We start from the raw sequence: 25889 nt of genomic DNA, 5'->3' as shown, positions 1-25889 counted from the left end.
AAAAAGTCATTAATTCATGAAAAACCCTTATTTTTGAAGGTTTTACGCTTATAACTCGGTTGTTCGAGTTTTTTACAGCACATGAAGATCTCCCCGAACAAACCTTTCCAGGTTGTTTATTCCATATTGTCACATGAATGCCTCGGCTATTTGTTCGAGGTGTTTGTCGTGCAGTTAAACGAGAAGGGGCAGCTGACTTGGGAATATCAAACCCTTACGTCGCGTAATTATCATGAATTTGCCGCCGGATTAGATGAGCGCGATGAAGCGTGTGTGAAGTTGATTGAGGGGATGAAGCCGGCAGCTATTTTTGAAAAGTACAACACGTCGAAGCGTAAAACAATTGAAGAGTTTTATTTAAAGACATTTGATCCAGAGAAAGGGGATAAGGACATCGCAGATACCGTTCACGCAAGTATTGAACGTCGGCGTGGTCAAATATTCGAACTTATTTGTCCTGATAAAACGCTTTTCATCATGGGAAATGATGGAAATCCCATGCGGCAATCTGTGCAAATCCAAGCAGAACCAGTAGAAGTGTTGTTTCACTTCATGCGCAATGAAGAGAATACGCATTATTTTCCGACACTCAAATACCAAGGCAGCAAGCTAGAATTTCAATATAAGGACGCTTTAATTTTGTGTGATGAGCCAGCCTGGATGCTGTTAAATCAAAAACTATACCATTTTAAACCGCAGTTAGAAGGCAAGAAATTACGTGCTTTTCTGAATAAGAAATTTGTAGTTATCCCCAAAAACATGGAGGAAGACTATTTTCGCAAATTTGTTAAGGCCATGGTCGCGCGTTATCCGGTCCATGCCAAAGGTTTTGAAATCACCAATACAGAAAAGAATTGCCAATACTTGTTAGCCTATGGTCCCATCGTACCCAAGGTGGATGGAGATGAAAAGCCAAGTTCGAAAAAGGCATTAGAAGCGGCTGATCGCTGGCAATTTGTCTTGTCTTTTCAATATGGTAATAACCGCTTTCCTTGGGATGGCTTAGCTGCGGAGGCGAATGTGCTCTTCGAAAAGAAAGGTGATAGCTATGCATTTCAAAAGATTATGCGCTCGCTCGTTAAGGAGAAGCGCAGTTTTCAAAGTTTAAAAACCATGGGGCTTCCGATGGAAGCAGATGGAAGAGCAACGATTTCACGCTCAGATGCCGTCCAGTGGCTGACCGCTCATAAACAAGATTTAGACCAAGCAGGATTTACCGTTCAATTTAAAGGGGATGGATCTGCGCCGCGTTACTTCTTAGGTAAACCAGAGATCAGCATTCGAATTGGTGAAAAATTTGATTGGTTTGATATTCAAGCGATTATTTCGTTTGGGCAATTTCAAATTCCATTTTTGAAGATTCGCCAATTGATTCTTCAGAAGAAAAAGGAATTCCACTTGCCTGATGGGTCGATCGCTATTATTCCAGATAATTGGTTTCATGATTATCAAGACTTGTTTTATTTCTCAGAAACGCGTCCAGGTGATGATGGCGTCTATCTACGAAGACAACATTTTCAGTTGATTCAAGAATGGGAAAACCAAGATTTGGTTAAAACTTCGTTGAAGGCAAAAACCCTTAACGACCTTAAATTAGAAACCAAAGATTTCCCTATTCCAAAGAATTTCAAAGGCACACTGCGTCCGTATCAATTAGAAGGATACCGCTGGATGCGTACGCGTCAGGTTGCCGGATTAGGAGCTTGTTTGGCGGATGATATGGGTCTTGGAAAGACTGTACAAACACTCTGTTTGTTGCAAAGTTTGAAGGAGCAAGGGGAGACTCTCCCTTCCTTACTTGTTATGCCCACTTCGTTGTTATACAACTGGGAAATGGAGGCAAAGAAATTTACGCCTCAGCTTCGCGTGTTAGTATATAGTGGGCCCCAACGGGAAAAATTGCAAGCTCAAATTGGCAAGGTTGATTTAATCCTCTGTTCTTTTGGCATGGTTCGATCAGATATTGATTGGTTTGAAAAACAATCCTTCAGTTATGTCATCTTGGATGAATCGCAAGCGATTAAAAACCCATTAGCAAATATTACCAAAGCCGTTCAAAAGTTAAACGCCAAATATCGTTTAGTGATGACGGGGACACCGTTGGAAAATTCCACGATGGACCTGTGGTCGCAGATGAATTTTGTGAATACAGGCTTACTTGGAACACAACGATATTTCAAAGATTCCTTCCAAATTCCTATTGAGAAAAAGGCAGATGGTGATCAGAAAAAGCGTCTTTATTTCTTAATTAAACCTTATTTACTAAGGAGAGAGAAACGTCAGGTGGCGGCCGACTTGCCTGAAAAGATGGAGTCGATCACCTACTGCGCGATGTCTGAGGAGCAAGAGCGTTTATATGACAAGACAAAGTCATTCTACCGGGATGTCTTGTTAAAGCAAATTAAGGATGAAGGTTTGCAGAAATCACGTTTTTCTGTGTTGCAAGGTCTGACGAAGTTGCGCCAACTGGCCAATCACCCAGCATTGTGCGAAGAAGGCTTTACAGGGGAATCTGGTAAAATGGAAGCGGTTTTGGAGAAGCTAGAAACGGTCTTAGAGCAGCATCATAAAGTGTTGATTTTCAGTCAGTTTGTGCAACATTTAGGGCTGATTCGCAAGGCTTTGGACGAACGAGGAATTGCATATGCTTATTTGGATGGAAGCACATCAGATCGGATGGGTCAAGTGGAAAGTTTCCAAAAAGATGATGGACAGTCGGTGTTTTTAATTTCCTTAAAAGCCGGTGGAGTTGGTTTAAATTTAACTGCAGCGGACTACGTATTTTTATTAGACCCGTGGTGGAATCCAGCTGCAGAAGCACAGGCGATTGACCGCGCCCACCGGATTGGTCAAAAGAAAACGGTATTTACGTACAAGTTTATCAGTAAGGAAACGGTGGAGGAGAAAATCTTGTCGCTCCAGCAGCGTAAATTGGATTTGGCAAATGACTTAGTAACTTCGGATGAAAGCATCCTACGGGCTTTGAGCGAGGATGAAGTATTAGATTTATTGAGCTAGCGTTTAATCAATACGTTTTTAGCTACTTCATGACTGATTAATACGGGAGGGTTTCCGTCGATGCGTAAAGACACTGATAAGTCAAAAGCATTAATTTCTGTTATTTCTAAGTTTGCCCCTAATTTCAAATTTAGTTTGGTCAGTAACTGTAGAAATACAGCTGAATCTTGAGCTACACCCACGAGTTTTCCGGCTTTACCAATTGGCATGTTAGCCAATGGGATATATCCTAATTGCGGTAATTCGCCTTTTTTGTTAGGTATGGGATCGCCATGCGGATCGGTACGCGGATAATCTAAAAAGGCATCCAATTTGTCGACGAGTACCTCGGACTCAATATGTTCCAGCTGCTCGGCAATTTCGTGTACTTCATCCCAGTTGAAGCCCATTTTATTAACCAAGAATACCTCCCATAATCGATGTTTACGAACGATATCTAAGGCTATTTTTTCTCCCGTTTCACTCAAACGAACCCCTTGGTATTTTTGGTAGTTAACCCATCCTTTGTCAGACATTTTACGTAACATGTCAGTGACTGAAGCGGCTTTATTTTGGGTTAATTCGGCGATGGCATTGGTTGAAATATCATCACTAGTCGACTCGGAGAGCCTGTAAATGATTTTCAAATAGTTTTCTTCAGCGAATGATATAGCCATAGCGAGATTTAGAAATTCAAAAGTACAAAATATTTAGTAATAAAATTTTTAGGCTAGACTAAAAATTAATTTAGAATATTAGCTATATTTGATTTTTATTTTTGTCTATGTCGCAGCCTTGGCGTTCTGAAGTTAAATCCCATTCACTCAGTGAAGTGTATGCGAGTATCCCAATACCGCAGGGGGGAGGCTTTTGGAAGAATCTTCGCGCATTCATGGGCCCTGGATTTATGGTAGCTGTAGGCTATATGGATCCTGGCAATTGGGCAACAGATTTAGCAGGTGGTGCACAATTTGGCTACACGCTCTTATCCGTTATTTTAATTTCCAGTTTGTTTGCGATTCTGTTGCAGCATTTGGCGCTCAAGTTAGGCGTGGCTACTGGACGTGATTTAGCCCAAGCATGTGGCGATGCCTTTTCAAAACCCGTAGCTATTTTCTTATGGTTAATTTGTGAGGCAGCCATCGCTGCCTGTGATTTGGCCGAAGTGATTGGGTCGGCATTAGCCTTACATTTACTGTTCGGAATCCCTATCTTAAGTGGTATTGTGATTACGATTTTGGATGTATTCCTGATTTTATATTTTCAGAACCGAGGGTTTCGTGTTTTGGAGTCAATTGTTTTGGCACTACTAGCTGTGATTAGTATTTGCTTTGTGTACGAGATTTTTTTAGCTCAACCAGCCATTGGTCCTGTATTAAAGGGACTTATTCCTACTCCTGGAATCTTTCAAGATTCGAATCAATTGTATGTGGCGATTGGTATTTTAGGTGCGACCGTCATGCCGCATAATTTATATTTACACTCGAGCATTGTGCAGACTCGGGCCTTTGCGCACACAGATGAGCAACGAGCTAAAGCGATTAAATTCGCAACGTGGGACTCCACCATTTCGTTGTCCTTAGCCTTTTTTATCAATGCAGCGATTCTTATTCTAGCTGCTGCAGCATTTCATTGGAGCGGTCAGCAGCATGTTGCAGATATTCGGGATGCGTTTGAATTATTAAATCCCGCTTTGGGGAGTCGCTGGGCTGCAATACTTTTTGCTGTAGCCTTATTAGCCTCCGGTCAAAACGCAACATTAACGGGTACGCTTGCCGGCCAGATCGTAATGGAAGGTTTTCTCGACCTCAGGTTGAAACCTTGGATTCGCCGACTGATTACTCGAATGCTCGCCATTTTACCTGCCTTTTTTATCACATGGGTGTGGGGAGAAAGTAAGATTGGCGATTTACTGATTTTCAGTCAAGTCGTTCTTTCGATGCAACTAAGCTTTGCAGTGATACCATTAGTGTGGTTTACGAGTGATGCTAAAAAGATGGGAAAATTTGTCAATGCTCCTTGGTTGACCGTTAGCGCTTGGATTATCAGCGCGATCATTCTTAGCCTAAATCTGTATTTGTTAGCTCAAATTTTATTTGACATGTAGCCACTGGTTATCAGTGCCAACTTGTTCCATTAATTCCCAGTAAAGTGCTTTAAATGGGCTTTTGATGCCTTTTTCAAGACAGACATCCGATTTGATCTTGAGTATTTCATCTGCAAGACCTGCTGTGTAGAACGAGTCCAATGTATGTGTTCCCCCTTCTACGAGGATGGATTGAATTCCTTCAGCGTGGCAGTACTGCATAAGTCCTTTCAGCATATTATCCCCTAATGCAATCCAATGCTTGTTGCCTTTGACAATGGCATATTCACGTGTAAATATGTAAAGCGGTGAATTGTCTGTAACTAATGTCAATGCACGTTGCATGCGATTGTGGGGATCAATGACCATGCGAATAGGTGAATTTCCCGGCCAAAAACGCGCATCTAATTTTGGATTATCTGCATTGGCCGTATTAACCCCAATCAAAATGGCCTGATGCTGAGTGCGCATTTTATGAACGAGCTGTTGGCTCACCTGATTCGAAAACGTAACGGGTTCCCCATTTTCACGCGCTATGAATCCATCAGCTGACTCTGCAAATTTGAGTGTGATCCAAGGCCTCCCTTTTTCATGGAAGTGAAAAAAATGGCGATTAATTTGAGCTCCTTTTGAGGCTAAAATGCCGGTTTCAACTTCAATTTCAGCCTGCAATAAGCGTTCAATTCCCTTTCCGGCAACTAAGGGGTTGGGATCCAAATTGCAAATAACGACGCGGGCTACCTGTTCCCGAATCAATAAATTAGCACAGGGGGGTGTTTTGCCAAAATGACTACATGGCTCCAAACTCACGTACACGGTAGCACCTTGAGCGGACTGTTGAAGATTTTGAAATGCATTTACTTCCGCATGTGCTCCGCCATATTGGGCATGATGTCCCTCGCCTATGACTTGATTGTCGCGAACGATGACGCAGCCAACTAATGGATTGGGTGCTACGTGCCCTTCACCTAACAAGGCTAGGTCTAAGGCACGTTGCATCCAAATCTCATCTTTAGTCATTGACAACTTTTTTCCGGCTCGATGACATGTAACTGTAAATAGCAGGAATGATATAAAGTGTTAAAGTGGTCGAGAATAACATACCACCTACGACCGCAATACCCATGGAAACGCGGCTTTGTGAGCCCGAACCCAAGGCTAGTGCAATAGGCAAAATACCTAAAATCGTACATAGGGATGTCATAATGATGGGACGGAAACGAGCAGATGCTGCATTTTTTACCGCCTCCATTTTTAATAAACCCGTTTCTTTTTGTTGGTTCGCAAATTCAACAATCAAAATACCATTTTTAGTTACGAGTCCGATCAATACAATGATTCCGATTTGTGAGAAAATGTTTAGTGTTTGGCCGAAATCCCAAAGCGACAATAGCGCTCCCGCCACAGCTAATGGTACGGTAAACAAGATGATGAATGGATCGACAAAACTTTCAAACTGGGCAGAAAGAATCAGGTAGATCAATAAGATGGCTAGTGCAAACGCAAATAATAAAGAAGAACTCGATTCTTTGAATTGCTTACTTTGTCCATCGTAAGCCGTTGAGAATGATTCATCAAAAGTTTCTTTCGCTAGTTTATCCATTTCGTCAAGGGCCTCACCTAAGGTCACCCCTTTCGCCATTTGAGCCGTAACTGTAGCTGCAGAGTAGCGGTTAAAGCGGAATAATTGAGGCGGAGTACTTTGCTCTGTGATTTTCACCATGTTGTCTAATTGAATTAGATCACCTCGGTTGTTTTTCACATATAGGGATTTTAGGTCATTGACATCATTTCGAGAGGTACGGTTAATTTGTCCAATCACCTGATATTGTTTTCCGTCCATGATAAAATACCCGAATCGACGTCCAGAAAGGCCTAATTGGAGCGTTTGGGCTACATCTTGAATCGATACCCCCAAATTTTGCGCTTTGGAACGGTCAATCTCCAAGCGTAGTTCTGGTTTAGTGAACTTTAAATTGATATCAGAAATTTCAAATTTTGGAGACTCGCGCACCTTAGCCATAAATTGTGGCATCATCTTTTTTAACCTCTCAAAGTTAGGCGCTTGCACCACGAACGCTACAGGTAATCCACCACCTCCGCGCTGACCTGTCTGTAACGTAGGCTCTTGAATCACAATCGATTTCGCGCCTGTAAATTTCTTTATCTTAGGCTGAAGCGCATCTACAATTTCTTGTTGGCTTCTACGCTTCGTTGTATCGCTCAACAATATCCGAATCATTCCCGAATTCGAACCGGCATTTCCAAAGCCAGGAGAAGTGATTGTATAAATCGCATTTCTTTCTGATTCCGGAATTTCTTTCATGATGAAATTGGTGATTTCATCCGTAAAATTCAGCATGTATTCAAATGTAGATCCTTCAGGTGCAGTAGCACTCACGCGCATTTGCGCGCGATCTTCTAATGGAGCTAATTCTGACGGGATGGCACCTGTTTTGAATAGGGTATAAATTATGCCGATTAGGCCAACCATCACTACCCACGCAATCCAACGAGCTTTTAAAAATGAATTTAGGGAGCTTTCGTATGCCTGTGTTAACCACACAAAAAATGGCTCGGTTACGTTGTAAAACCAAGGCTTGGAATGCCCACCTTTGAGTAATTTAGAGCTTAACATAGGTGTTAAGGTCAATGATACAAAAGCTGAAATGATTACGGATCCTGCTACCACGATTCCAAACTCGCGGAATAATTGGCCCGTGATTCCTTCCAAGAAAATAACAGGTAAGAATACTGCAGCAAGTGTTACCGTGGTGGAAATTACGGCGAAGTAAATTTCATTCGAACCAGCTAAGGCTGCCTGCCATGGCGTTAGCCCCTCCTCAATTTTTGAGTAGATATTTTCAAGTACTACAATCGCGTCATCTACAACAAGTCCGATGGACAAGACGATTCCAAGTAAGGTTAATACGTTGATGGAGAATCCCGCCAAATACATGAAAAAGAACACTCCGATCAGAGAGACAGGAATCGCAGTCAATGGAATGATTGTTGACCGCCAGTCACGCAAGAATAGGAAGATCACGATTGTTACCAACAAAATGGCAATCATGATCGTTTCTTCTACTTCTTCAATGGATTTCCGTACATATTTTGTGTTGTCAAATCCCTCCTTCAAAATCACATCACCCGGGATGGTCGTTTGAATTTGCTTCATTTTTTTATGGATCTGATCGACAATATCGATTTGATTAGAACCTGGTTGTGGAATAACAGCGATCGAAATCATCGGCATCATGTCACGCTTAAAGAATGTTTTCTCATTTTCTGGAGCTAATTCAGCATTTCCTACATCCGAAAATTTAACCGAACGGTCGCCTTCTTCCCGAATAATCAAGTTATTAAAATCATCTACCGTGGTTAAGCGGCCCTGTGTCCGTACTGTAAGCTCCGTGTTATTTCCTTCGATGCTACCTGATGGGAGTTCGATATTTTGTTTGGTTAATGCACTAACGATGTCAGGGGCTGTTAAACGGAATGAAGCTAAACGCTCAGGATCGATATGCAAACGCATGGCATATTTCTTTTCACCCCACATTTGGACGGAAGAAACGCCTGGAATCGTTTGAAGTTTTTCCTTCACATTCCGAGTTGCAATTTCATTTAGACTTAAAAGATCACGTGTGTTCGAATAGATATTTAAGTTATAGATAGGATTGGAATCCGCATCAGCTTTGGATACAACCGGTGGATCCACATCTTTAGGAAGCAAAGCTAGGGAACGCGAAACGCGGTCTCTAACATCATTTGCCGCATCTTCAATATTAACCGCCAAATCAAACTCGACCGTAATGCTCGATCGGCCATCCCGGCTAGAACTCGATAGCGTCTTAATTCCAGCAATACCATTAATGGATTCCTCGAGTGGTTCGGTAATTTGTGACTCAATAATATCCGCATTCGCACCCGTATAACTCGTCTGGACGGTAACTACCGGTGGGTCTACGGAAGGATATTCACGAATACCCAAATAAGAATATCCAATCAAACCAAATACGATGATCGATACCGACATCACTATGGATAGGACAGGTCGTTTAATGCTAGTTTCTGATAATGAGGCCATATGTTAAGCTAGGTTTTTTTGAGGTAGTTGGGCATACACGTCCTCGAATGTTAATTCAGACGCTGTACCAGTAGAATTAAAAACGATCCGAGCAATGCCATCATGTTGATAAGCACCCGAATACACATTATAACGGTCGAAATTTACAAATCGGCCGCAAAGAATCAGCGCAGGAATACGAAACGCATTCGCAATATGTGCGGGACCTGATTCCACGCCAATGAAATATTCCGCATCGCGCACAATCTCTAACGTTTCACGAAGCGATGTTTTTCCCACAAGTGAACGAAATTTAGGCGACTGATAGGCAAGCGGTTCAATAACGCCTATTTCTACGATGTCAACGTCATTTTCTTCAATGATTTGATCAAGCAGCTGACACCATAAATGATCTTGCCAATCGCGCATTTGGGCATTCGATTTACGATGAATAACCCAGTAAGGTTTCGTCAAAAAGTTGTTTTTTGTGCCTTTTTCAAGGTAGACATGGGGATAGCCACCTATTTTTCCAAGATCGGCCAATTGCGATACAACTTCTAACAGGTTAAACTGGTGCAAGTAATTTGCTTTCGTTAACTCAAGTGCAGTAGCTTTTGGATTTTCTAAAAACCGACCCGGGAAGAATGTGTCACTCCGTAGGTCATTCATATGTAAATTGTAAAAGACATCAAAGGGATGCTTTTTCGTTAGATACATGCTAAACAATACACTTGGTTCGTCGATAAGCCATTCGATTTTCGGGTGATTTTCAAGTAAAGCCCGAAAAGCCGGTTTAATAATCCATGCGATTTTTGCATGAGGAAATTTCTTCGTTAATGCATCAATAATTGGTTCAGCTGCAACAATATCACCAAGATGTTCGGCAAGTAAAATACCTATAAATGTATCGTTTGGCTGTTGGCTTTTTTGTATTCGAATCTGCACATACATACGGACATAGGCAATTTGAGCCGCTAGCACATGTGCTAGCTTCTTCCATTTATATTGCCAAACTGACCATTTCCAAGGCATGATTCCTTATTGAAGAACTTCTTTGATTTCAACTTCGCCGTCTGGTTTCACTTGAATGATGCCATTGGTGATTAACGTATCTCCGATACTCAAGCCAGAAAGAATCTCAACATTTTTCTCGCCACGGTTCCCCAATTCCACTTTGACAGGAATTGATTTTCCGTTCTTGACAACGAATACACGGTTGCCTTTTGCCTCTGGCACGACAGCCTCCGTAGGCACTAAAATGGCACTACCCTTCGTTTTTAAAATTAAGTTTACTTTCGCGAAAGCTCCTGGAACCAAACTACCTGATGGGTTCGGCGCTAGGGCACGAATTTGAAGCGTACGTGTTAATGGATCAATTTTAGGATCGATGGCATACACATTTCCGCGGTACATTTTTTCTTCGCTTTCCGTCACAAATTCAATTGTGCTTCCTTTGCGAATCGCTGTGGCGTATTTCGCTGGAATAGAGAATTCGATTTTTGCTGGATTGGTGTTTGTTAAGGTGGCAATTCGTGTGGCCGGGGAGATATAACTTCCTAATGAAACATAACGAAAGCCAACTGTCCCAGAGAAAGGCGCCAATACCGTAGTTTTTAAGATTTGTGCTTTCAAGTCTTCGATATCAGCTGATATCGTATTAACAGAGTTGACCGCAATATCATATTCGCGTTGAGAAATAGCCTCTTTTTGTAAAAGGACTTTTTGGCGAGCCTCATTATCCTCCGCTAATTTCTTGTTGAAACCTAATTTGCGTAATCGAGCTTGTAAATCGTCATCATTGATGCGGAATAAAACGGTTCCTTTTTTGACAACATCGCCTTCTTTAATGTTTAATAAGATAATTCTACCCGCGATTTCGGAGCGCACCTCAACTTCTTCATTAGCCAAAATTGACCCTGTCGAACTTATCAAATCATCCAAACGCGTGGATTTAACCACAGTAACGACCACGGCAGTCTTTCCTCCTTTGCCATTCTTGTCTTTTTTGGAATCTTCCGTTTTTTCTTTGCTGAAAGATTTTTTGATTTTGGGATAAAAGGCTAGTCCTAAAACAAGGCCTACGATCAAAACTCCAAGGATCGATTTCGTTACTTTATTCATGTGTTTATAGTCAAACGGTTTAAATCAAAATTTAAATTACTGAGTTTTGCTTAGCTGGCTATCCTCAATTATAGGTTTATTCTTTTTTTCCTTGATTTAGCCAAGGTAAAATTTGCTCATTTTGTATTTGATTCATCACAAAATGGCTCTGCGCATTACCAATATTTTTGATGCTGGCCAATTTATGTAAAATAAAATTCCGGTATTCATCCATGTCGGAAACCACGATTTTCAACAAAAAATCACTGTGTCCGGAAACGCAATAACACTCTTGAACTTCAAGCAACGACATGACATCGGTCTCAAATTGTTTCAAATAGTCCGCGGCATGCTCTTTCAACGAAATATCGCAAAACACAGTTAGCGATTTGCCTAGTTTATTGGGATTAATCATGGCACGGTAACCCGTAATCACTCCCTCTTTTTCCATGCGTTTAATGCGCTCATGCACGGGTGTCGCACTCATACCCAGTCGCGCAGCCATTTCCTTATTCGACAAGAAGGCATCTTCATGAAGAAATGCCAAAATTTGCTTATCAATATCGTCGATCTTTGCCATGGTTAATTCGCGCTAGGGATTAATGAGGCACCAACTGAAACTACGCCAACGAGCGTATCGGTTCGCATGTATTGTTCCAATTCCACCTGGTATTTTCCGCGACGAGGGAATTTCAATCCCTTTAAAATCGTATAGGAATGGCTATACATATCACCTACACCACCGCCTTTTGGCTTACCTGTTTTGGGGTCGTATAAAATGGCTTCTGCGAAAGCTTTTTTCCACACGCCTTTATTCTCCTGAATGAGCCTACAATTAAAGTATAAATTGTAAAATGGATAATCGTTAGATTGGCGCATGGCCACCTGTAAATCATAGGTCTTAGTCGTATCCTGAATTTCGAAAGGGAATACAATTTGTTTTTTTTGTACCCATCCATGTTCAGCCAATGATTCAGATTGGTCAAAAACGGCGTCCGATTGACAAGAGCTACTCAGGACGCTTATCAATCCCATAACCCATAAAATGTTAAAGGTTATTTTCATTTTAATTTAGGCTGATGGGGCTTCAGAAGATCCACCTTCACGCGGCGGTCTTGGTTTGAATTTCTTCTTGAATTTCTTTTTGAAGGGTTTCGGTTGGCCCGTTCCATCCGCTGCTCCACCTTCAGCTGAAGGATTTACATCTGCGTTCGGTTGGGGTGCGCGCTCTGGCCGTGGTCCCCGATTGTCAGGTCTCGGCCCTCTTTCAGGTCTCGGACCGCGATTTTCAGGAGTAGCACCATCAATGCTTGTATTTTCACCTGCTGGTTTTGGTCCGCGGTTATCTGGTCTCGGCCCACGATCTGGGCGAGGACCTCTATTCTCAAAGCGATCACGTCCGCCACGATTTCCACCTTTTCCGTTTCCGGCTCCCGGTTTTTTACCACCGTATTTTTTGTCCATCCGCTCCAAATCAGAATTTAATTCAGATAAGCTTGGCTTTTCAGGAACAGGGGCGTCTGGATTTAAGTCACTGAATGACTCAGGTATGATGCCTTTTTTATTTAAGTCGATGATTTCTTTAACACGATCGCAGCTCACAGGAATCCATATCGCTTCTTCTCCCACAATCCCAAACCACATCATACGTTTGAAGATATCTGTCTTCTGTAGGATGGCTTCTCCTTTTTTCGTTTTTAATCGTCCTTCAATCGTTGGGATGCTTTTAAGCGCATCCATATACGTTTCTAACTCGTAGTTTAAACAACACTTTAATCGACCACATTGGCCACTTAACTTCACCGGATTTAAGGATAAATTTTGATATCTAGCCGCCGAGGTAGTTACATTCTTAAAGTCGGTGAGCCACGTAGAACAGCACAATTCACGTCCACAAACGCCAATACCGCCTAATCTTCCTGCCTCTTGACGCGAAGAAATCTGTTTCATTTCCACACGAACTTTAAACTCGGTGGCTAATAACTTGATCAACTCACGAAAATCGACACGGTCTTCAGAAGAATAATAAAAGATAGCTTTCGTCCCATCAGATTGAAATTCGACATCCGAAAGCTTCATATTTAATTTAAGATCACCGATGATTTGTCGGCCCCGATACATCGTAGGCAAATCACGCGCAATCATTTGAGTATGTTTTTCAAGATCTTTTTCGCTCGCAATTCGAATGATATTTTTCAAATTATCATCGTCTTTGATCGATTTTTTCATCAATTGCAAACGAACTAATTCGCCTTGCAATGAAACAACTCCGAGATGAATTCCCGACGTCGATTCCACCATGATGGCATCTCCTGTATGCAACATCAGGCCATTTGAATTTCGGAAATATTCTTTCCGGCCTCCCTTGAATTTAACCTCTACTACATGAAAACGCTGAAATTGAGGGACATCCAAGTCGGAAAGCCAATCAAAAACATTCATTTTATTGCAGCCACCTGTTCCACAACCGCCATTACTTTGGCAGCCCGAAACAACTTCTCCTTCTACACCTTTGGATCCACAAGATCCTGTTGAACACGATTTACATGCCATAATTTATTGATTCCATCGATCGCTTATCCTTTGTAACGCAGGATGTCGAGACCAATATCTCTTCTAAAGTTTTTACCTTCAAATTGGACCGATTGGGCCGCCTTTTGAGACTTTTGTATCGCCTTCTCCAGGGTATTTGAAGTTGCTGTGAGTGCAATAACCCGCCCCCCACTAGTCAAAATTTGTCCATTTTCTTCCCGCGTTCCCGCTTGGAAGATTAACGCGTCTGCTACTTGATCCAATCCAGAAATCACATCACCCTTTCGGTATTCTTCCGGGTATCCGCCAGCAACCACCATGGTCGTTACCGCAAATTGCTCTGAGATTTGAATTTGTTCCTCGTTTAAGGTCCCACGCGCAGCCGCAAGCAGTAAAGATAGGAAATCCGATTCGATTCTAGGTAAGACTACCTCGGTTTCAGGATCACCCATCCGTGCATTATACTCAATCACATAAGGTTCCCCTTCATGATTCATTAAGCCAATAAAAATAAATCCTTGATACGATATGCCTTCTTTCTTCAGTCCAGCAAGCGTAGGCTTGATTACTTTTTGGTCTACCACCTCCATGAATTTAGACGTAGCGAACGGTACCGGCGAAACCGCACCCATGCCTCCCGTATTCAATCCCTCATCATTCTCTCCAATCCGTTTGTAATCTTTTGCCTCAGGTAAAACCACGTAATTTTCGCCATCTGTTAAAACAAAAACAGATAATTCAATGCCGCGTAAAAATTGCTCAATGACCACCTTATCTGACGCCGCACCAAACTTCGAATCCAACAACATTTCTGACAATGCTGTCTGAGCCTCCGCTAACGTTTGAGCAATGATTACTCCTTTTCCCGCTGCAAGGCCATCCGCTTTTAATACGATAGGTAATGATTGTTTTTCCAAATACGCTAATCCAGCCTCAATCGTATCTTTCGTAAATGTTTCCGAAGCAGCAGTAGGTACACCATGCGTGTGCATGAATTTTTTTGAAAAGTCTTTACTCCCTTCTAATTGTGCTCCGGCAGCTCCAGGCCCCACGATTCCCACATGTTTTAAGTCGTCCTGCGACTCGATAAAATCACGCACTCCTTTGACAAGCGGCTCCTCAGGGCCAACCACAACTAATTCAATTTGGTTTTCTCTGATTACGCGAACAATTCCTTCCAAATCCGCCACGCCAATCGGTAAATTTGTGCCTAAACTGGCAGTCCCCGGATTCCCTGGGGCAATAAATAAACTACTTAGTAATGGGCTTTGGGAAACCTTCCACGCAAATGCATGTTCACGACCACCTGACCCGATAATTAAAACATTCATAAATTTAATTGGCTAATTCACTCAAAAACTTAATGCGCATTAAACGCAACTCTTCTTCATTAACATCCTCAATGTTGCACTCATCTAACGCCTGGGCGATGTTGTCCGTGTCGGCCGACATGAAATACTCGAAAATTTCATCTTGCTTATCTGGCTCAATGACCTGATTGATAAAATAATCTAAGTTTAATTTAGTGCCTGAATAACAAATGGTCTCGATCTCTTCAATCAATTCCGCCATGCTTAATTCTTTCTGCTCAGCAATCAAGTCCAAATCAATCTTGCGATCGACCTGCTGAATGATATAAATCTTAATTTTAGATTTGTTGACAGTCGACTTAACAACGACTTCCTTCGCAGTCTCAATCTCGTTCTCCTCCACATACCGAATGATTGCATCCAGGAATTGCTTCCCAAACTTCACCACTTTTCCCATCCCTACGCCGTTAATCTGCGCCATTTCTTCCTGGGTAGTTGGATATGTCGTAGCCATTTCCTCTAACGATGGGTCTTGGAAGATGACATAAGGAGGTAAGTTTTTCTCCTTCGCTACTTTTTTACGAAGGGTCTTTAATATCTCAAATAAGGCATCATCATATGCTTTCGCCCCTAATGCCGCATTTTCTTCCTCATTTTCAGCGGTTATCGCTTCTTGCTCATAATCATGATCACGTGAGAATGTCAACGGATATGAGTCTTTTAAATAAGCCTCTGATTTATCATTTAGTTTGAGGACACCATAATTTTCGATGTCTTTGGCCAATAAATCATAAATCACTAATTGCTTAATAAATGAAATCCAGGGTGATTTTTGGCTCTCCGGATTTGGTTCTTTTTTAGATTTCTTAAGCAGTTTTGGTTTCTTCGGTGCGTCATCATCGCCCTCCTCATCATCGTCATCATCCTCTTCTTCCGGTTCAATGACATTCCATGGGGCAATCGCTCCCATGCCAAAACAACTTAACTTTTCATGCTCATAGCTCTGGGTGTATTGATTGCTTTTGCCTTCTAATACATCTGCCAAATGCTCTGCGTCAAATTTTTCTCCCGTTTGTTTTACCGCATCTAGGACCCAAGTAACCTCTTTCTCTGCCTTGAATGTGGCCGTTGGGTGCATGCAATTGTCACAAAACCCGCAATTTTCAGCCATGTGCTCGCCAAAATAGCTGAGTAGTTGCTTGCGCCGACAAACCCCTAAATTGGCATAATAGACCATTTCGCTTAAGAGCAATTTGGCATTTTCCTTTTCTGAAACGGCTTTGTCTTTATTGAATTTATCTAGCTTGAGAATATCGTCGTACGTGTAAAATAAGATACAGGTACCGTCTAATCCATCGCGTCCTGCACGACCAGTTTCCTGATAATAACCTTCCAGTGATTTGGGTGCATCGTAGTGAATAACAAAACGTACATCGGGCTTGTCGATACCCATACCAAAAGCAATCGTCGCAACCATCACATCCACTTCCTCATTCAAGAAAGCTTCTTGATTGCTCATGCGAACTTGAGGATCTAAGCCAGCGTGATAGGGTAGGGCATTGATCCCATTGACCAATAAAAGGTCTGAAATTTCCTCAACACGTTTCCGGCTTAAGCAGTAAATAATCCCTGCTTTACCTGAATGACCCTTGATATAGCGAATCAATTGCTTATCAATGTCTTTCTTAGAGCGAATTTCGTAGTATAGATTTTTCCGATTAAACGAGGTCTTAAACACCGTCGCGTCTTCTAAATTTAAGGTCTTTTGAATGTCCTGCTGGACTTTAGGTGTCGCAGTTGCGGTCAATGCGATGATAGGCAATTTCGCATTGATATTTTCTATGATCGTGCGAATTTTGCGATACTCAGGACGGAAATCATGTCCCCATTCTGAAATACAATGCGCCTCATCAATGGCCACAAAGGATATATTTGCTTGCTGGAGAAAGTTCAAATTCTCCTGCTTATTCAACGATTCAGGCGCGATATATAATAATTTCACCACACCGCTAATTACCTCAGCTTTGACGCGGTTGATTTCGGCCCTACTTAATGAAGAATTTAAAAACTGCGCATTGATGCCAAATGCGACCATTTGGTCTACCTGGTTTTTCATCAACGCAATTAATGGAGAAATGACAATGGCCGTACCCGGCATCACAATGGCAGGTAATTGGTAGCACAAGGATTTGCCTGCACCCGTAGGCATCAGGACAAAACTATGGTTTCCGGCTATGGTATTTTGGATGATGGCCTCTTGTTCACCTCGAAACTGGCTAAAGCCAAATGTCTTTTTGAGTTGCTCTTTTAAAACATCAGGTGAAATGGAATTGGTCATACGATTGATCGTGGCGTTTGTGTTTCTTTCTTAGCGGAATTCTTTTGATTGTCTTATCTTTGAACCCTGAAATCCTTACTAACATTGAAATTAAGCAAAAATATTCAATCCACAGCAAAAAAAGTTTTAATGCAAGAAGCGGAGGCCATTTTGCTTGTTGGCCAAGCAATTGATTCCGAATTTGAAGCTTGCGTCGAACATTTACTTGCCCAGTCAGGAAGGATTGTCTTTACAGGCATCGGGAAATCAGCGATCATCGCCCAAAAAATTGTGGCAACCATGAATTCCACAGGTACGCCTGCATTATTCATGCATGCGGCGGATGCGATTCACGGCGATTTGGGTATGATTCAGGCCGGCGATTCCGTGATTTGCATTTCCAAATCAGGAGATACCCCCGAAATTAAGGTACTTGTGCCATTGATCAAGCGTTTAGGCGTCTCGTTGATCGCCATGGTGTCAAATAAACAGTCATATTTGGGCCAGCAGGCCGATTTTGTTTTACATGCCCTAGCAGAAAAGGAAGCAGATTTGATGAATTTGGCGCCTACGACTTCAACTACCGTTGCACTCGCTTTAGGTGATGCATTAGCTGTTTGCTTATTAGAATGCAAAGGATTTACGGCTCAGGATTTTGCCAAATATCATCCTGGTGGAGCCTTAGGGAAGCGGATGTATTTGAAGGTATCAGATATTTATCCGCAACACGATTTCCCTTCTATAAAACCTACAGCCACGATTAAAGAGGCAATTCACGAAATTAGTTCGAAGCGTTTAGGTGCCACCGCTGTGGTAGATGGGGATCAATTATTAGGAATCGTTACGGATGGGGATGTGCGGCGGATGCTAGAGAAGCAGGCCGACTGGTCTACCATTCAGGTCATCGATATGATGAATCCAAACCCTAAAACCATAGATTCGGAAGCGTATGCCACGGAGGCGTTGGCGATTATGCAGTCCTTAAACATTACCCAGTTGGTCGTTATGTCAACAAAAAAGGCCGTGGGATTTGTACATCTCCACGACCTATTAAAAGAGGGAATCGTCTAATTTTAGCGCATGCGGTTTGACGACTGCACAAGCATCTCATCTTTTCGAATCAAGCGGTTAGCAATCATATTCGCTAGTAATGCAACGACCATAGCGTAAAATCCATAGCCATATTTTCCTTGAACTTCTGGATCAAATGTAGGCATCGCCTCCTTGAATATTACCCAAAATGAATAGGCCATCGCACCTGCAAGCAATAGGGAGTTAACCAAACCTAACATCATTTGACGCATGCGATTCTTAAATGAAAAGATGGTAATCAACGTAATGATAGTCGATAACGTAATTAAGATGGTTATGGCAATGGCATGATGCGTTGCAGTAATTTGCTCACCTTGCGATACGGTCCATTCGTTGAAGAAAAGGGTCGCTTTCTGACCTGATGCACCTATTTTACTCCAAATAGGCCAGCCAGTTGATGTTACCAGGCTATTGGCGATAATGACTAAAGCTAATAAAAGCGTTTGAGGTCTCTGAATCATACGTATTATTGTTTGATGCGAAATTAAGCATTTTCTTGAAAAAGCTTAGCAGCGATTTTAGCTGAGCTGAGACATAAAGGAATTCCGCCTCCTGGATGTACACTTCCTCCAATCCAAAATAAATTTTTAATAGCTGGTCGGTAGTTTGGGTGCCGCAAGAAAGCCGCAAATTTATTATTGGACGCGTTGCCATACAATGCACCACCGGATGAAGAGGTACGTGTTTCTATCCGGCGCGGATCGAGGTAGTCCTCGGAAACGATGTGTTTTTCAAGGTCTACCCCTAGGATACGACTTATTTTAGCTATGACATTTTTGCGGGTCGCGTTAACTAAATGGTCCCAGTCCTGCCCACTATTTGCGGGGGCGTTCATGAGTACAAACCAATTTTCACAACCTACGGGCGCGTCATCAGGAGCCACTTTACTCGAAATATGTACATAGTCCGTGGGGTCCTCATCCATGGTCTGGCCGTTGAAAATAGCTTCAAATTCCCGTTTATAATGATCCGAAAAAAAGATGTTGTGAACACCTAATTCGTCAAAAGTTCGGTTAACGCCCCAATAAAAAATAATTCCAGAGCTTGATTTAGGCTGATTGAGCAGTTTTTTAGGCTTGGGTAGGGTTGTTAATAAGCGTTCATAGGTTGGCCGAATATCCGCATTACTAGCGACGAAGTCGAAATCATACGTTCCCTTGCTTGTTTTAATTCCTGTTACTTGGCTAGCGGTACAACGTATTTCGGTTACCGGTTCTTCCAAGTGGAATGTAACGCCCAATTCTTGTGCTAATCGGGTTAAAGATCTAGGTATTTCAATCATGCCCCCTGCCGGGAAATAGGCACCTAAATTATATTCGAGGTGAGGAATGATGCTCAGGGTTGCTGGTGTTTGATACGGATCGGAACCGTTGTATGTGGCGTATCGGTCAAATAATTGAACCGTTTTTGGGTTTTTAAATCGCTTGCGGTGGCTGTTGTGCATCGTGTCGAATAGACCGAGGCGGTGCAAATTAGCATATCCAGTCAGGGCTTTTTTGCCTGTCCAGGTGGATAATTTGTGTAATGAATTGTCTAAAAAAAGATCGCTAACGATATTGTATTTCGTGCCCGCATGCGCAATATATGTGCGGACATTTTGGGCAGATTCGCCCAATACCTCCGCAATTTCAGTAGCTGTTTTGTCGGGATCCTGATGCGTGTGGAGTCGGGTGCCGTCTTCCCAGAAGTACCGACAAATCTCCGGTAATCGTTCATATTGGAAGTAGTCGCGTGGATTTTTTCCGGCGAGCGCAAATAACTCGTCTACTAATTGCGGTAAGGTAAATAGGGAAGGGCCTGCATCGAATCGGTAACCATCCAGCGTGATTTCAGCTAATTTTCCACCCGGATACGCATTGGCCTCAAACACGTGAACTTGTTGGCCCAAGCATGCCATGCGAATCGCAAAAGCGATGCCCCCAATTCCTGATCCTACGATTCCTATTTGCGCCACTGGTTTATAATTAATGCCCTAAATTAACTAAATAAGAATAAACGGGTAAATGTTTTACACTCCATTTCATTTTCTGTAATTTTGCACGAATTTTTAAATTAAAATATGCTACGCACACACACAAACGGCGAATTGCGCATGGGTCATGTAGGCCAAACGGTCACTCTATGTGGTTGGATTCAAAAGACGCGCGATAAAGGAGGGATGATTTGGGTTGACTTACGTGACCGGTATGGGATCACGCAGCTGATGCTTGAGGAGGGTAAATCTACACCAGAGGCATTGCAAATTGCGCGTGGTTTAGGTCGGGAGTTTGTGGTAGAGGCGAAAGGTGTGGTGGTAGAGCGTTTGGCGAAGAATGATAAGCTAGGTACTGGTGATATTGAAATTAAGGTGACGGAAATTCGTGTGTTAAATCCTGCGAAATTACCTCCGTTTTTAATTGAGGATGAGACGGATGGTGGGGATGATATTCGAATGAAATATCGGTATTTGGATTTGCGTCGCACGCCGATTCGTGAAAGTTTGCGTTTGCGTCATCAAGTAGGTCGCGAGGTGCGCAACTATTTAGATAAGCAAGATTTTATTGAGGTTGAGACACCTGTTTTGATTAAATCGACACCAGAAGGAGCACGTGATTTTGTGGTACCTTCTCGAATGAACCCAGGTGAATTTTATGCTTTGCCGCAATCTCCACAAACATTTAAGCAGTTATTGATGGTATCTGGTTTCGATCGATACTATCAAATTGTGAAGTGTTTCCGTGATGAAGATTTGCGTGCGGATCGTCAGCCTGAGTTCACGCAGATTGACTGTGAGATGTCATTCGTGGAGCAGGAGGATATATTGAATATGTTTGAAGGCTTGATTCGCCATTTATTTTCAGCGGTAAAAGGATTGGATATCGGCGAGGTTCCACGCATGACCTATGCGGATGCGATGAAATATTATGGTTCAGATAAGCCAGATATTCGTTTTGACATGAAGTTTGTGGAGTTGAAAGGTGAGGGGGTAGATTTGACTTCTGGAAAGGATTTTCAGGTATTTGATGCGGCAAATACCGTGGTAGGTATTTGTGTCAAAGGTGCTGCGGAGTACACGCGTAAGCAATTAGATGAATTAACTGATTTTGTTCGTCGGCCACAGATCGGCGCGAAAGGCTTAATTTATGCGCGAGTTCAGCCGGATGGTATCGTAAAATCTTCGGTGGATAAGTTTTATTCAGAGGCCGACTTGGCGACTTGGGCTTCGGCCTTTGATGCAGCACCGGGCGACTTAATTTTAGTGCTATCGGGTGACGGAGATAAGGTGCGTAAGCAGTTGAATGAATTGCGTTTAGAGATGGGTAATCGCATGGGATTACGTGATCCAAATAATTATAAAGTACACTGGGTGGTTGATTTTCCTTTGTTGGAATATGGCGAAGAAGAGGACCGTTGGTTCGCGATGCACCATCCATTCACAAGTCCAAAGCCAGAAGATGTCGCCTTGATGGAAGCTGGGGAATTGGGCAAAGTTCGTGCCAATGCCTACGATTTAGTCGTGAATGGCGTGGAAGTAGGTGGAGGTTCGATCCGGATCTTCCAAAAAGATTTGCAATCAAAAATGTTTAAGGTATTAGGTTTCACGGAAGAAGAGGCGCAGGCGCAATTCGGATTCTTGTTGGACGCTTTTGAATATGGTGCACCTCCACATGGTGGATTGGCGTTTGGGTTTGATCGTTTATGCTCGTTATTCGGAGGTACAGAATCGATTCGTGATTACATCGCCTTCCCTAAGAATAATGCGGGTCGCGATGTGATGATTGACTCGCCTTCGCCATTAGCGCAAGCGCAATTAGATGAGTTGAAGATTAAGACGACCGTTTAGAACGTCTAGGATATATGTAAAAAGGGGGCTGCTACGCGGCCCCCTTTTTTTATTAAAAATCGTAATGGAAAACGGGGCTCGTCCACTCGCCCGCATTGATATTGATGACTTCTTTAATTTCACCGTGGTGAATGTCGAATACCCAGCCGTGAAGATGTGGTAACTTGCGCGTTGCCCAAGCTTTCTGCACAATCGTCGTTTTTGCTAAATTTTGAATTTGCTCGGCCACATTCATTTCGACTAGTTTATTGAAACGTAGCTGCTCATCTTCAATATTTTGCAATGCTTCAAAGTTCTTCTCATAAACTTCTTTAATGTTGCGAAGCCACTTATTGATAAGTCCAAAATCCTGATTGGTCATGGCTGCTTTGACCCCGCCGCAATTGTAATGCCCACAAACAATAATGTGTTTTACCTCAAGTACTTCCACAGCATATTGTAGGACGGAGAGTAAATTAATGTCCGTATGCACAACCATATTCGCCACATTGCGGTGGACGAAAATATCGCCTGGGTCAGCATGTGTAATTTCCTCAGCAGGTACCCGGCTATCCGCACAACCAATCCAAAGGAATAATGGATTTTGGTCTTTGGATAGATTATCAAAGTAGCTTTTATCGAGCTCCAAGCGTTCGCTGGCCCAAGCTTTATTGCTTAGCAATAGTTTTTTATATTCGTTCATAGTTATTTCTTTTTTAAATCTGCTTCGATACCTCTTTCGTGGGCGCTAGCGATAAATTCTTCAATTAGTTGCTTAATGTCATGATCCATAAAATGGACCTTGGATACATCGATGAATACTTCTGAGCCTGACGGGATGATTCGAAGTGCTTCCTTTAGTGCCATTTTATGCAAGAAGGTGACATCTTTTTGAAATTTGATTAACACCTCATTATCTTTTTTATAGACGGAGAAAACAGACGAGTAATTGGTTGCTACGACAAAAATTAGGCCAACGAGCGTACCGATGAAAATTCCCCAGAGTAGATCCACCCCAACGACAATCAAAATGGTGACTAGAAATGGGGTCCACTGTTTCCATCCTTCTGCAAAAACCTTTTTGAACTCTTTTGGGTGGGCTAATTTATATCCGGTAAAGAGTAAAATACTGGCGAGACATGCTAATGGAATTTTATTCAAATAGAGCGGCAGTGCAAGTACGGCTATGAGCAATAACACGCCATGGGTAAAGCTCGAAATTCGTGTTTTCCCACCCGAGTAAATATTGGTAGAAGAACGAACGATGACTGAGGTAATAGGTAAACCACCCAATAGACCACTTGAAATATTACCAACTCCCTGGGCAATTAGTTCGCGATCTGCCGATGCAATTCGTTTTTGTGGATCCAGTGCTTCGGTGGCTTCTAACGAAAGTAAACTTTCCAGTGAGGCAACAATAGCGAGCGTAATCGCTACCGTGTAAACCTTCGGTTGCGAAAGAAAGCTCCAGTCTGGACTACTAATTCCAGAGGCAATCGCCCCCACTGATTCGAATATAGGCAGATTAACCATGTGATCTGCAGAATCACCTAAATACCACGCAGGCATTTGGTATAGAAAAAATGCATTAAGTCCGACGCCCGCAAGAACGACAAAAAGAGATGCAGGCAATGCATTAAGTACCTTGATTTTTTCACCCAATGCTGTCCAGGAAAACAAAAGGATTAAGCCTGTTGCAGAAATGATGAGCGCACCCATTTTTATCTCTAAGATAGATTTCGCGAGTTCCGTAAATGTATTTTGACCGTCTGAAATCTGTGAAAATTCAAAATCACCAATAAAATCTAAGTCGTCACCAAAGGCATGTGGTATTTGTTTTAAAATGATCACAATTCCAATGGCAACGAGCATGCCACGAATTACGGATGATGGGAAAAACCCACCAATTTTACCCATTTTGACAACGCCTAAAAGTATTTGAATGATTCCGGCAAGAATGACAGCCACCAGAAAACCAGAGAAACTCTGCAAGTCTGCAATGGCATTTGCCACGATGATTGTTAGCCCGGCAGCAGGGCCACTAACGGATAATTCGGAGCCAGATATTAGGGAAACGACAATGCCGCCCACGATTCCAGCGACTAATCCAGCCATCATCGGAGCGCCCGATGCTAGGGCTATTCCTAAGCAAAGGGGAAGTGCGACCAGAAATACGGATATACCGGCTTTCCAATCCCCCTTTAGAAAGGACTGTAAGTATTGATTCATATAGATATATTTAATTAATGAAAAATTAGTTGGAGTCAATTCCGCCAGTCGGGAGGGGGAACGATCGGATTGACGTGGCCAACTGATTCGCCTACAATATAAAATTTATCTGAAAGTCTTTCATCTAGCCAAATTGGAATAAGGGTGTATGCCCAAGATATCAAGGTCTCATTAGGGAAATCCTCATCTTCATCGGCCAACTCATCCCCTTCGTCACGATTTTCTTGTTTTGGATTCTCTGGTTTAGAATGATGTTCCGTCTGTGTACTGAAATGCACTGTTGACATGATAGCGGGAATCGCATAAGCATTTGATTGCCAAGTGCATAGGAGACAAACCCAGAAAATGAGCAGCGTCCGCATTAGTCGAATTTAGTTTTCGTTTGACTGGTTATTTTTCCTTTTTCATCACGCTCTTGCACGATGATAGGTTCTATTTCTTCAAATTTATCTTTGCCGTATCGCAGTTCTTTTTTGAGGCGTCCGCCACTGCCAAATTCGTAAAATTCGCGCCATCTTCCGATGCGTACGCCCTCATCTAATTTTCCCTCCAAAGCCAAATTTCCCGACGGATAAAACAACAAATACTGTCCTGTTGACTTTCCATAAACGAACGGAATAACTTCTTTGATTTTGAGTTTAGCCGCATCAAAATAACTTATGTTAGACCCTGCAGGAAACCCGCGATCAAAATAAATTTTCGTTAGTAGTATTCCTTCAGAATCATACGTTTCCCAGCGGCCATCCTTAGCTCCCATATAAAAATTGCCCTCTTCTACGACCATTTCGTTAACAATTTTCCGATAAGGACCGTGACAAATTTGAGCGCGTTGGTTCTCTTTCAGCGGTGTATTGACGATACGAGATTGCCCGGGATCATACCACCAAATTTCTTGTACATATGGACTTACAGCTTCATCTTCCACATATTTGACGACATTAAATTCCTCCAGTGTAGCTCTTCCGCCATTGCCATAATTGCCCACACGGCGCTCCGTTTTTGTCCCTTCATATTCATCTTTGGGCAGAACTTTCTTTTTTAGACGCCGGGCAGTCATACTTGCTTTTAAGCTCACATCTTCCCAAATCGCCTGACTTTCATTTTTGATATTTTTGGCTGATTCTAGGCCTTGCTCTAGTCCTGTGCTGAGCCGACCGCCAAACAAGCCTCCTGCTTTTTTTGTCGTATCTGTAACAGGTTTGGTAGTTGAAAAAATGGATTTGTCTTGTGCCTCACTGCGGAAGCAAATGAATACAAACAGAGCGAAAATTAATCCATTAAATTTCATAGGTATGGAACGATGAACGTCCAAAAAAATTTCTCAAAAATAGGAATTTAAATGTATCCCTCGGGTAGTT

General features: G+C 42.4%; 20 protein-coding genes. 4 read left to right on the top strand and 16 right to left on the bottom strand.

Going from position 1 to position 25889, the window contains the following annotated elements; all coding sequences use genetic code 11:
* Positions 1 to 81 precede the first annotated feature (81 nt).
* Positions 82 to 3018: a DEAD/DEAH box helicase gene (locus U0R10_RS06285; RefSeq protein WP_377983108.1), complete on the top strand. Its 2937-nt coding sequence runs from the start codon at positions 82 to 84 to the stop codon at positions 3016 to 3018.
* Here U0R10_RS06285 and U0R10_RS06280 read toward each other — a convergent pair.
* Positions 3015 to 3674 (bottom strand): metal-dependent transcriptional regulator, encoded by a 660-nt coding sequence (locus U0R10_RS06280; RefSeq protein ID WP_377983107.1) that lies wholly within the window; start codon positions 3672 to 3674, stop codon positions 3015 to 3017. The two genes, U0R10_RS06285 and U0R10_RS06280, sit on opposite strands and share 4 nt — an antisense overlap.
* Before the next feature lie 107 nt (positions 3675 to 3781).
* Here U0R10_RS06280 and U0R10_RS06275 point away from each other — a divergent pair, with 107 nt between their 5' ends.
* Complete coding sequence (locus U0R10_RS06275) at positions 3782 to 5104, top strand: Nramp family divalent metal transporter (protein ID WP_377983106.1); 1323 nt, start codon at positions 3782 to 3784, stop codon at positions 5102 to 5104.
* Here U0R10_RS06275 and ribD read toward each other — a convergent pair.
* The 9 genes from ribD to U0R10_RS06230 form a co-directional block, all read right to left on the bottom strand.
* The gene (gene ribD / locus U0R10_RS06270; RefSeq protein ID WP_377983105.1) at positions 5090 to 6103 is read right to left on the bottom strand and encodes a bifunctional diaminohydroxyphosphoribosylaminopyrimidine deaminase/5-amino-6-(5-phosphoribosylamino)uracil reductase RibD; all 1014 of its coding nucleotides are present in this window, start codon (positions 6101 to 6103) and stop codon (positions 5090 to 5092) included. The two genes, U0R10_RS06275 and ribD, sit on opposite strands and share 15 nt — an antisense overlap.
* Positions 6096 to 9170 (bottom strand): efflux RND transporter permease subunit, encoded by a 3075-nt coding sequence (locus U0R10_RS06265; protein ID WP_377983104.1) that lies wholly within the window; start codon positions 9168 to 9170, stop codon positions 6096 to 6098. Before U0R10_RS06265 ends, ribD begins: the two co-directional genes overlap by 8 nt.
* Positions 9171 to 9173: 3 nt before the next feature.
* Positions 9174 to 10181: a glycosyltransferase family 9 protein gene (locus tag U0R10_RS06260; RefSeq protein WP_377983103.1), complete on the bottom strand. Its 1008-nt coding sequence runs from the start codon at positions 10179 to 10181 to the stop codon at positions 9174 to 9176.
* A gap of 6 nt (positions 10182 to 10187) precedes the next feature.
* The gene (locus tag U0R10_RS06255) at positions 10188 to 11270 is read right to left on the bottom strand and encodes an efflux RND transporter periplasmic adaptor subunit (protein WP_377983102.1); all 1083 of its coding nucleotides are present in this window, start codon (positions 11268 to 11270) and stop codon (positions 10188 to 10190) included.
* Positions 11271 to 11346: 76 nt separating this feature from the next.
* Entirely contained in the window at positions 11347 to 11829 is a 483-nt protein-coding gene (locus U0R10_RS06250; RefSeq protein WP_377983101.1) for an Lrp/AsnC family transcriptional regulator, read from the bottom strand.
* Positions 11830 to 11831: 2 nt separating this feature from the next.
* Complete coding sequence (locus U0R10_RS06245; RefSeq protein ID WP_377983100.1) at positions 11832 to 12284, bottom strand: gliding motility lipoprotein GldH; 453 nt, start codon at positions 12282 to 12284, stop codon at positions 11832 to 11834.
* Between the two features lie 36 nt (positions 12285 to 12320).
* Positions 12321 to 13802 (bottom strand): regulatory iron-sulfur-containing complex subunit RicT, encoded by a 1482-nt coding sequence (locus tag U0R10_RS06240; RefSeq protein WP_377983099.1) that lies wholly within the window; start codon positions 13800 to 13802, stop codon positions 12321 to 12323.
* Positions 13803 to 13825: 23 nt separating this feature from the next.
* Complete coding sequence (gene purD / locus U0R10_RS06235) at positions 13826 to 15112, bottom strand: phosphoribosylamine--glycine ligase (protein ID WP_377983098.1); 1287 nt, start codon at positions 15110 to 15112, stop codon at positions 13826 to 13828.
* A 4-nt stretch (positions 15113 to 15116) separates the two neighbouring features.
* The gene (locus U0R10_RS06230) at positions 15117 to 17429 is read right to left on the bottom strand and encodes a RecQ family ATP-dependent DNA helicase (RefSeq protein ID WP_377983097.1); all 2313 of its coding nucleotides are present in this window, start codon (positions 17427 to 17429) and stop codon (positions 15117 to 15119) included.
* An 84-nt stretch (positions 17430 to 17513) separates the two neighbouring features.
* On the opposite strand from U0R10_RS06230, the gene U0R10_RS06225 reads away from it, so the two are divergent.
* On the top strand, positions 17514 to 18479 hold the full coding sequence (locus U0R10_RS06225) for a KpsF/GutQ family sugar-phosphate isomerase (protein ID WP_377983096.1): 966 nt from the start codon (positions 17514 to 17516) through the stop codon (positions 18477 to 18479).
* A 2-nt stretch (positions 18480 to 18481) separates the two neighbouring features.
* Here U0R10_RS06225 and U0R10_RS06220 read toward each other — a convergent pair whose 3' ends face one another.
* Both U0R10_RS06220 and crtD read right to left on the bottom strand, forming a co-directional pair.
* Complete coding sequence (locus U0R10_RS06220; RefSeq protein WP_377983095.1) at positions 18482 to 18961, bottom strand: DUF4293 domain-containing protein; 480 nt, start codon at positions 18959 to 18961, stop codon at positions 18482 to 18484.
* 23 nt (positions 18962 to 18984) lie between these two features.
* Positions 18985 to 20454, bottom strand: coding sequence for a 1-hydroxycarotenoid 3,4-desaturase CrtD (gene crtD, locus U0R10_RS06215; protein ID WP_377983094.1), 1470 nt, complete (start codon positions 20452 to 20454; stop codon positions 18985 to 18987).
* A gap of 105 nt (positions 20455 to 20559) precedes the next feature.
* Here crtD and aspS point away from each other — a divergent pair, with 105 nt between their 5' ends.
* The gene (gene aspS, locus U0R10_RS06210; protein WP_377983093.1) at positions 20560 to 22323 is read left to right on the top strand and encodes an aspartate--tRNA ligase; all 1764 of its coding nucleotides are present in this window, start codon (positions 20560 to 20562) and stop codon (positions 22321 to 22323) included.
* A 52-nt stretch (positions 22324 to 22375) separates the two neighbouring features.
* On the opposite strand, the gene U0R10_RS06205 is transcribed toward aspS, so the two are convergent.
* The 4 genes from U0R10_RS06205 to U0R10_RS06190 are packed head-to-tail and all read right to left on the bottom strand — an operon-like array spanning position 22376 to position 25819.
* The gene (locus U0R10_RS06205) at positions 22376 to 23005 is read right to left on the bottom strand and encodes a carbonic anhydrase (RefSeq protein ID WP_377983092.1); all 630 of its coding nucleotides are present in this window, start codon (positions 23003 to 23005) and stop codon (positions 22376 to 22378) included.
* Between the two features lie 2 nt (positions 23006 to 23007).
* Positions 23008 to 24531, bottom strand: coding sequence for a SulP family inorganic anion transporter (locus U0R10_RS06200; RefSeq protein WP_377983091.1), 1524 nt, complete (start codon positions 24529 to 24531; stop codon positions 23008 to 23010).
* Between the two features lie 35 nt (positions 24532 to 24566).
* Positions 24567 to 24893, bottom strand: coding sequence for a hypothetical protein (locus tag U0R10_RS06195; protein ID WP_377983090.1), 327 nt, complete (start codon positions 24891 to 24893; stop codon positions 24567 to 24569).
* Entirely contained in the window at positions 24893 to 25819 is a 927-nt protein-coding gene (locus U0R10_RS06190) for a toxin-antitoxin system YwqK family antitoxin (RefSeq protein WP_377983089.1), read from the bottom strand. The genes U0R10_RS06195 and U0R10_RS06190 overlap by 1 nt, the downstream gene beginning before the upstream one ends.
* Positions 25820 to 25889: the final 70 nt, after the last annotated feature.

It is taken from the genome of Aquirufa avitistagni, from assembly GCF_042715545.1.
In the GTDB taxonomy this organism is placed as follows: Bacteria; Bacteroidota; Bacteroidia; order Cytophagales; family Spirosomataceae; genus Aquirufa; species Aquirufa avitistagni.
Note: the sequence above shows the minus strand (reverse complement) of the source record. Positions and strands in the feature narration are given on the sequence as shown.

Bases quoted from the DNA above. Each gene is read 5' to 3' on its own strand.
- U0R10_RS06245 (WP_377983100.1), bottom strand. From the start codon at position 12,284: ATGGGATTGATAAGCGTCCTGAGTAGCTCTTGTCAATCGGACGCCGTT.
- U0R10_RS06230 (WP_377983097.1), bottom strand. From the start codon at position 17,429: ATGACCAATTCCATTTCACCTGATGTTTTAAAAGAGCAACTCAAAAAG.
- U0R10_RS06195 (WP_377983090.1), bottom strand. From the start codon at position 24,893: ATGCGGACGCTGCTCATTTTCTGGGTTTGTCTCCTATGCACTTGGCAA.
- purD (WP_377983098.1), bottom strand. From the start codon at position 15,112: ATGAATGTTTTAATTATCGGGTCAGGTGGTCGTGAACATGCATTTGCG.
- U0R10_RS06260 (WP_377983103.1), bottom strand. From the start codon at position 10,181: ATGCCTTGGAAATGGTCAGTTTGGCAATATAAATGGAAGAAGCTAGCA.
- U0R10_RS06265 (WP_377983104.1), bottom strand. From the start codon at position 9,170: ATGGCCTCATTATCAGAAACTAGCATTAAACGACCTGTCCTATCCATA.
- ribD (WP_377983105.1), bottom strand. From the start codon at position 6,103: ATGACTAAAGATGAGATTTGGATGCAACGTGCCTTAGACCTAGCCTTG.
- U0R10_RS06250 (WP_377983101.1), bottom strand. From the start codon at position 11,829: ATGGCAAAGATCGACGATATTGATAAGCAAATTTTGGCATTTCTTCAT.
- aspS (WP_377983093.1), top strand. From the start codon at position 20,560: ATGCTACGCACACACACAAACGGCGAATTGCGCATGGGTCATGTAGGC.
- U0R10_RS06285 (WP_377983108.1), top strand. From the start codon at position 82: ATGAAGATCTCCCCGAACAAACCTTTCCAGGTTGTTTATTCCATATTG.
- U0R10_RS06255 (WP_377983102.1), bottom strand. From the start codon at position 11,270: ATGAATAAAGTAACGAAATCGATCCTTGGAGTTTTGATCGTAGGCCTT.
- U0R10_RS06205 (WP_377983092.1), bottom strand. From the start codon at position 23,005: ATGAACGAATATAAAAAACTATTGCTAAGCAATAAAGCTTGGGCCAGC.
- U0R10_RS06240 (WP_377983099.1), bottom strand. From the start codon at position 13,802: ATGGCATGTAAATCGTGTTCAACAGGATCTTGTGGATCCAAAGGTGTA.
- U0R10_RS06190 (WP_377983089.1), bottom strand. From the start codon at position 25,819: ATGAAATTTAATGGATTAATTTTCGCTCTGTTTGTATTCATTTGCTTC.
- U0R10_RS06200 (WP_377983091.1), bottom strand. From the start codon at position 24,531: ATGAATCAATACTTACAGTCCTTTCTAAAGGGGGATTGGAAAGCCGGT.
- U0R10_RS06220 (WP_377983095.1), bottom strand. From the start codon at position 18,961: ATGATTCAGAGACCTCAAACGCTTTTATTAGCTTTAGTCATTATCGCC.
- U0R10_RS06280 (WP_377983107.1), bottom strand. From the start codon at position 3,674: ATGGCTATATCATTCGCTGAAGAAAACTATTTGAAAATCATTTACAGG.
- U0R10_RS06275 (WP_377983106.1), top strand. From the start codon at position 3,782: ATGTCGCAGCCTTGGCGTTCTGAAGTTAAATCCCATTCACTCAGTGAA.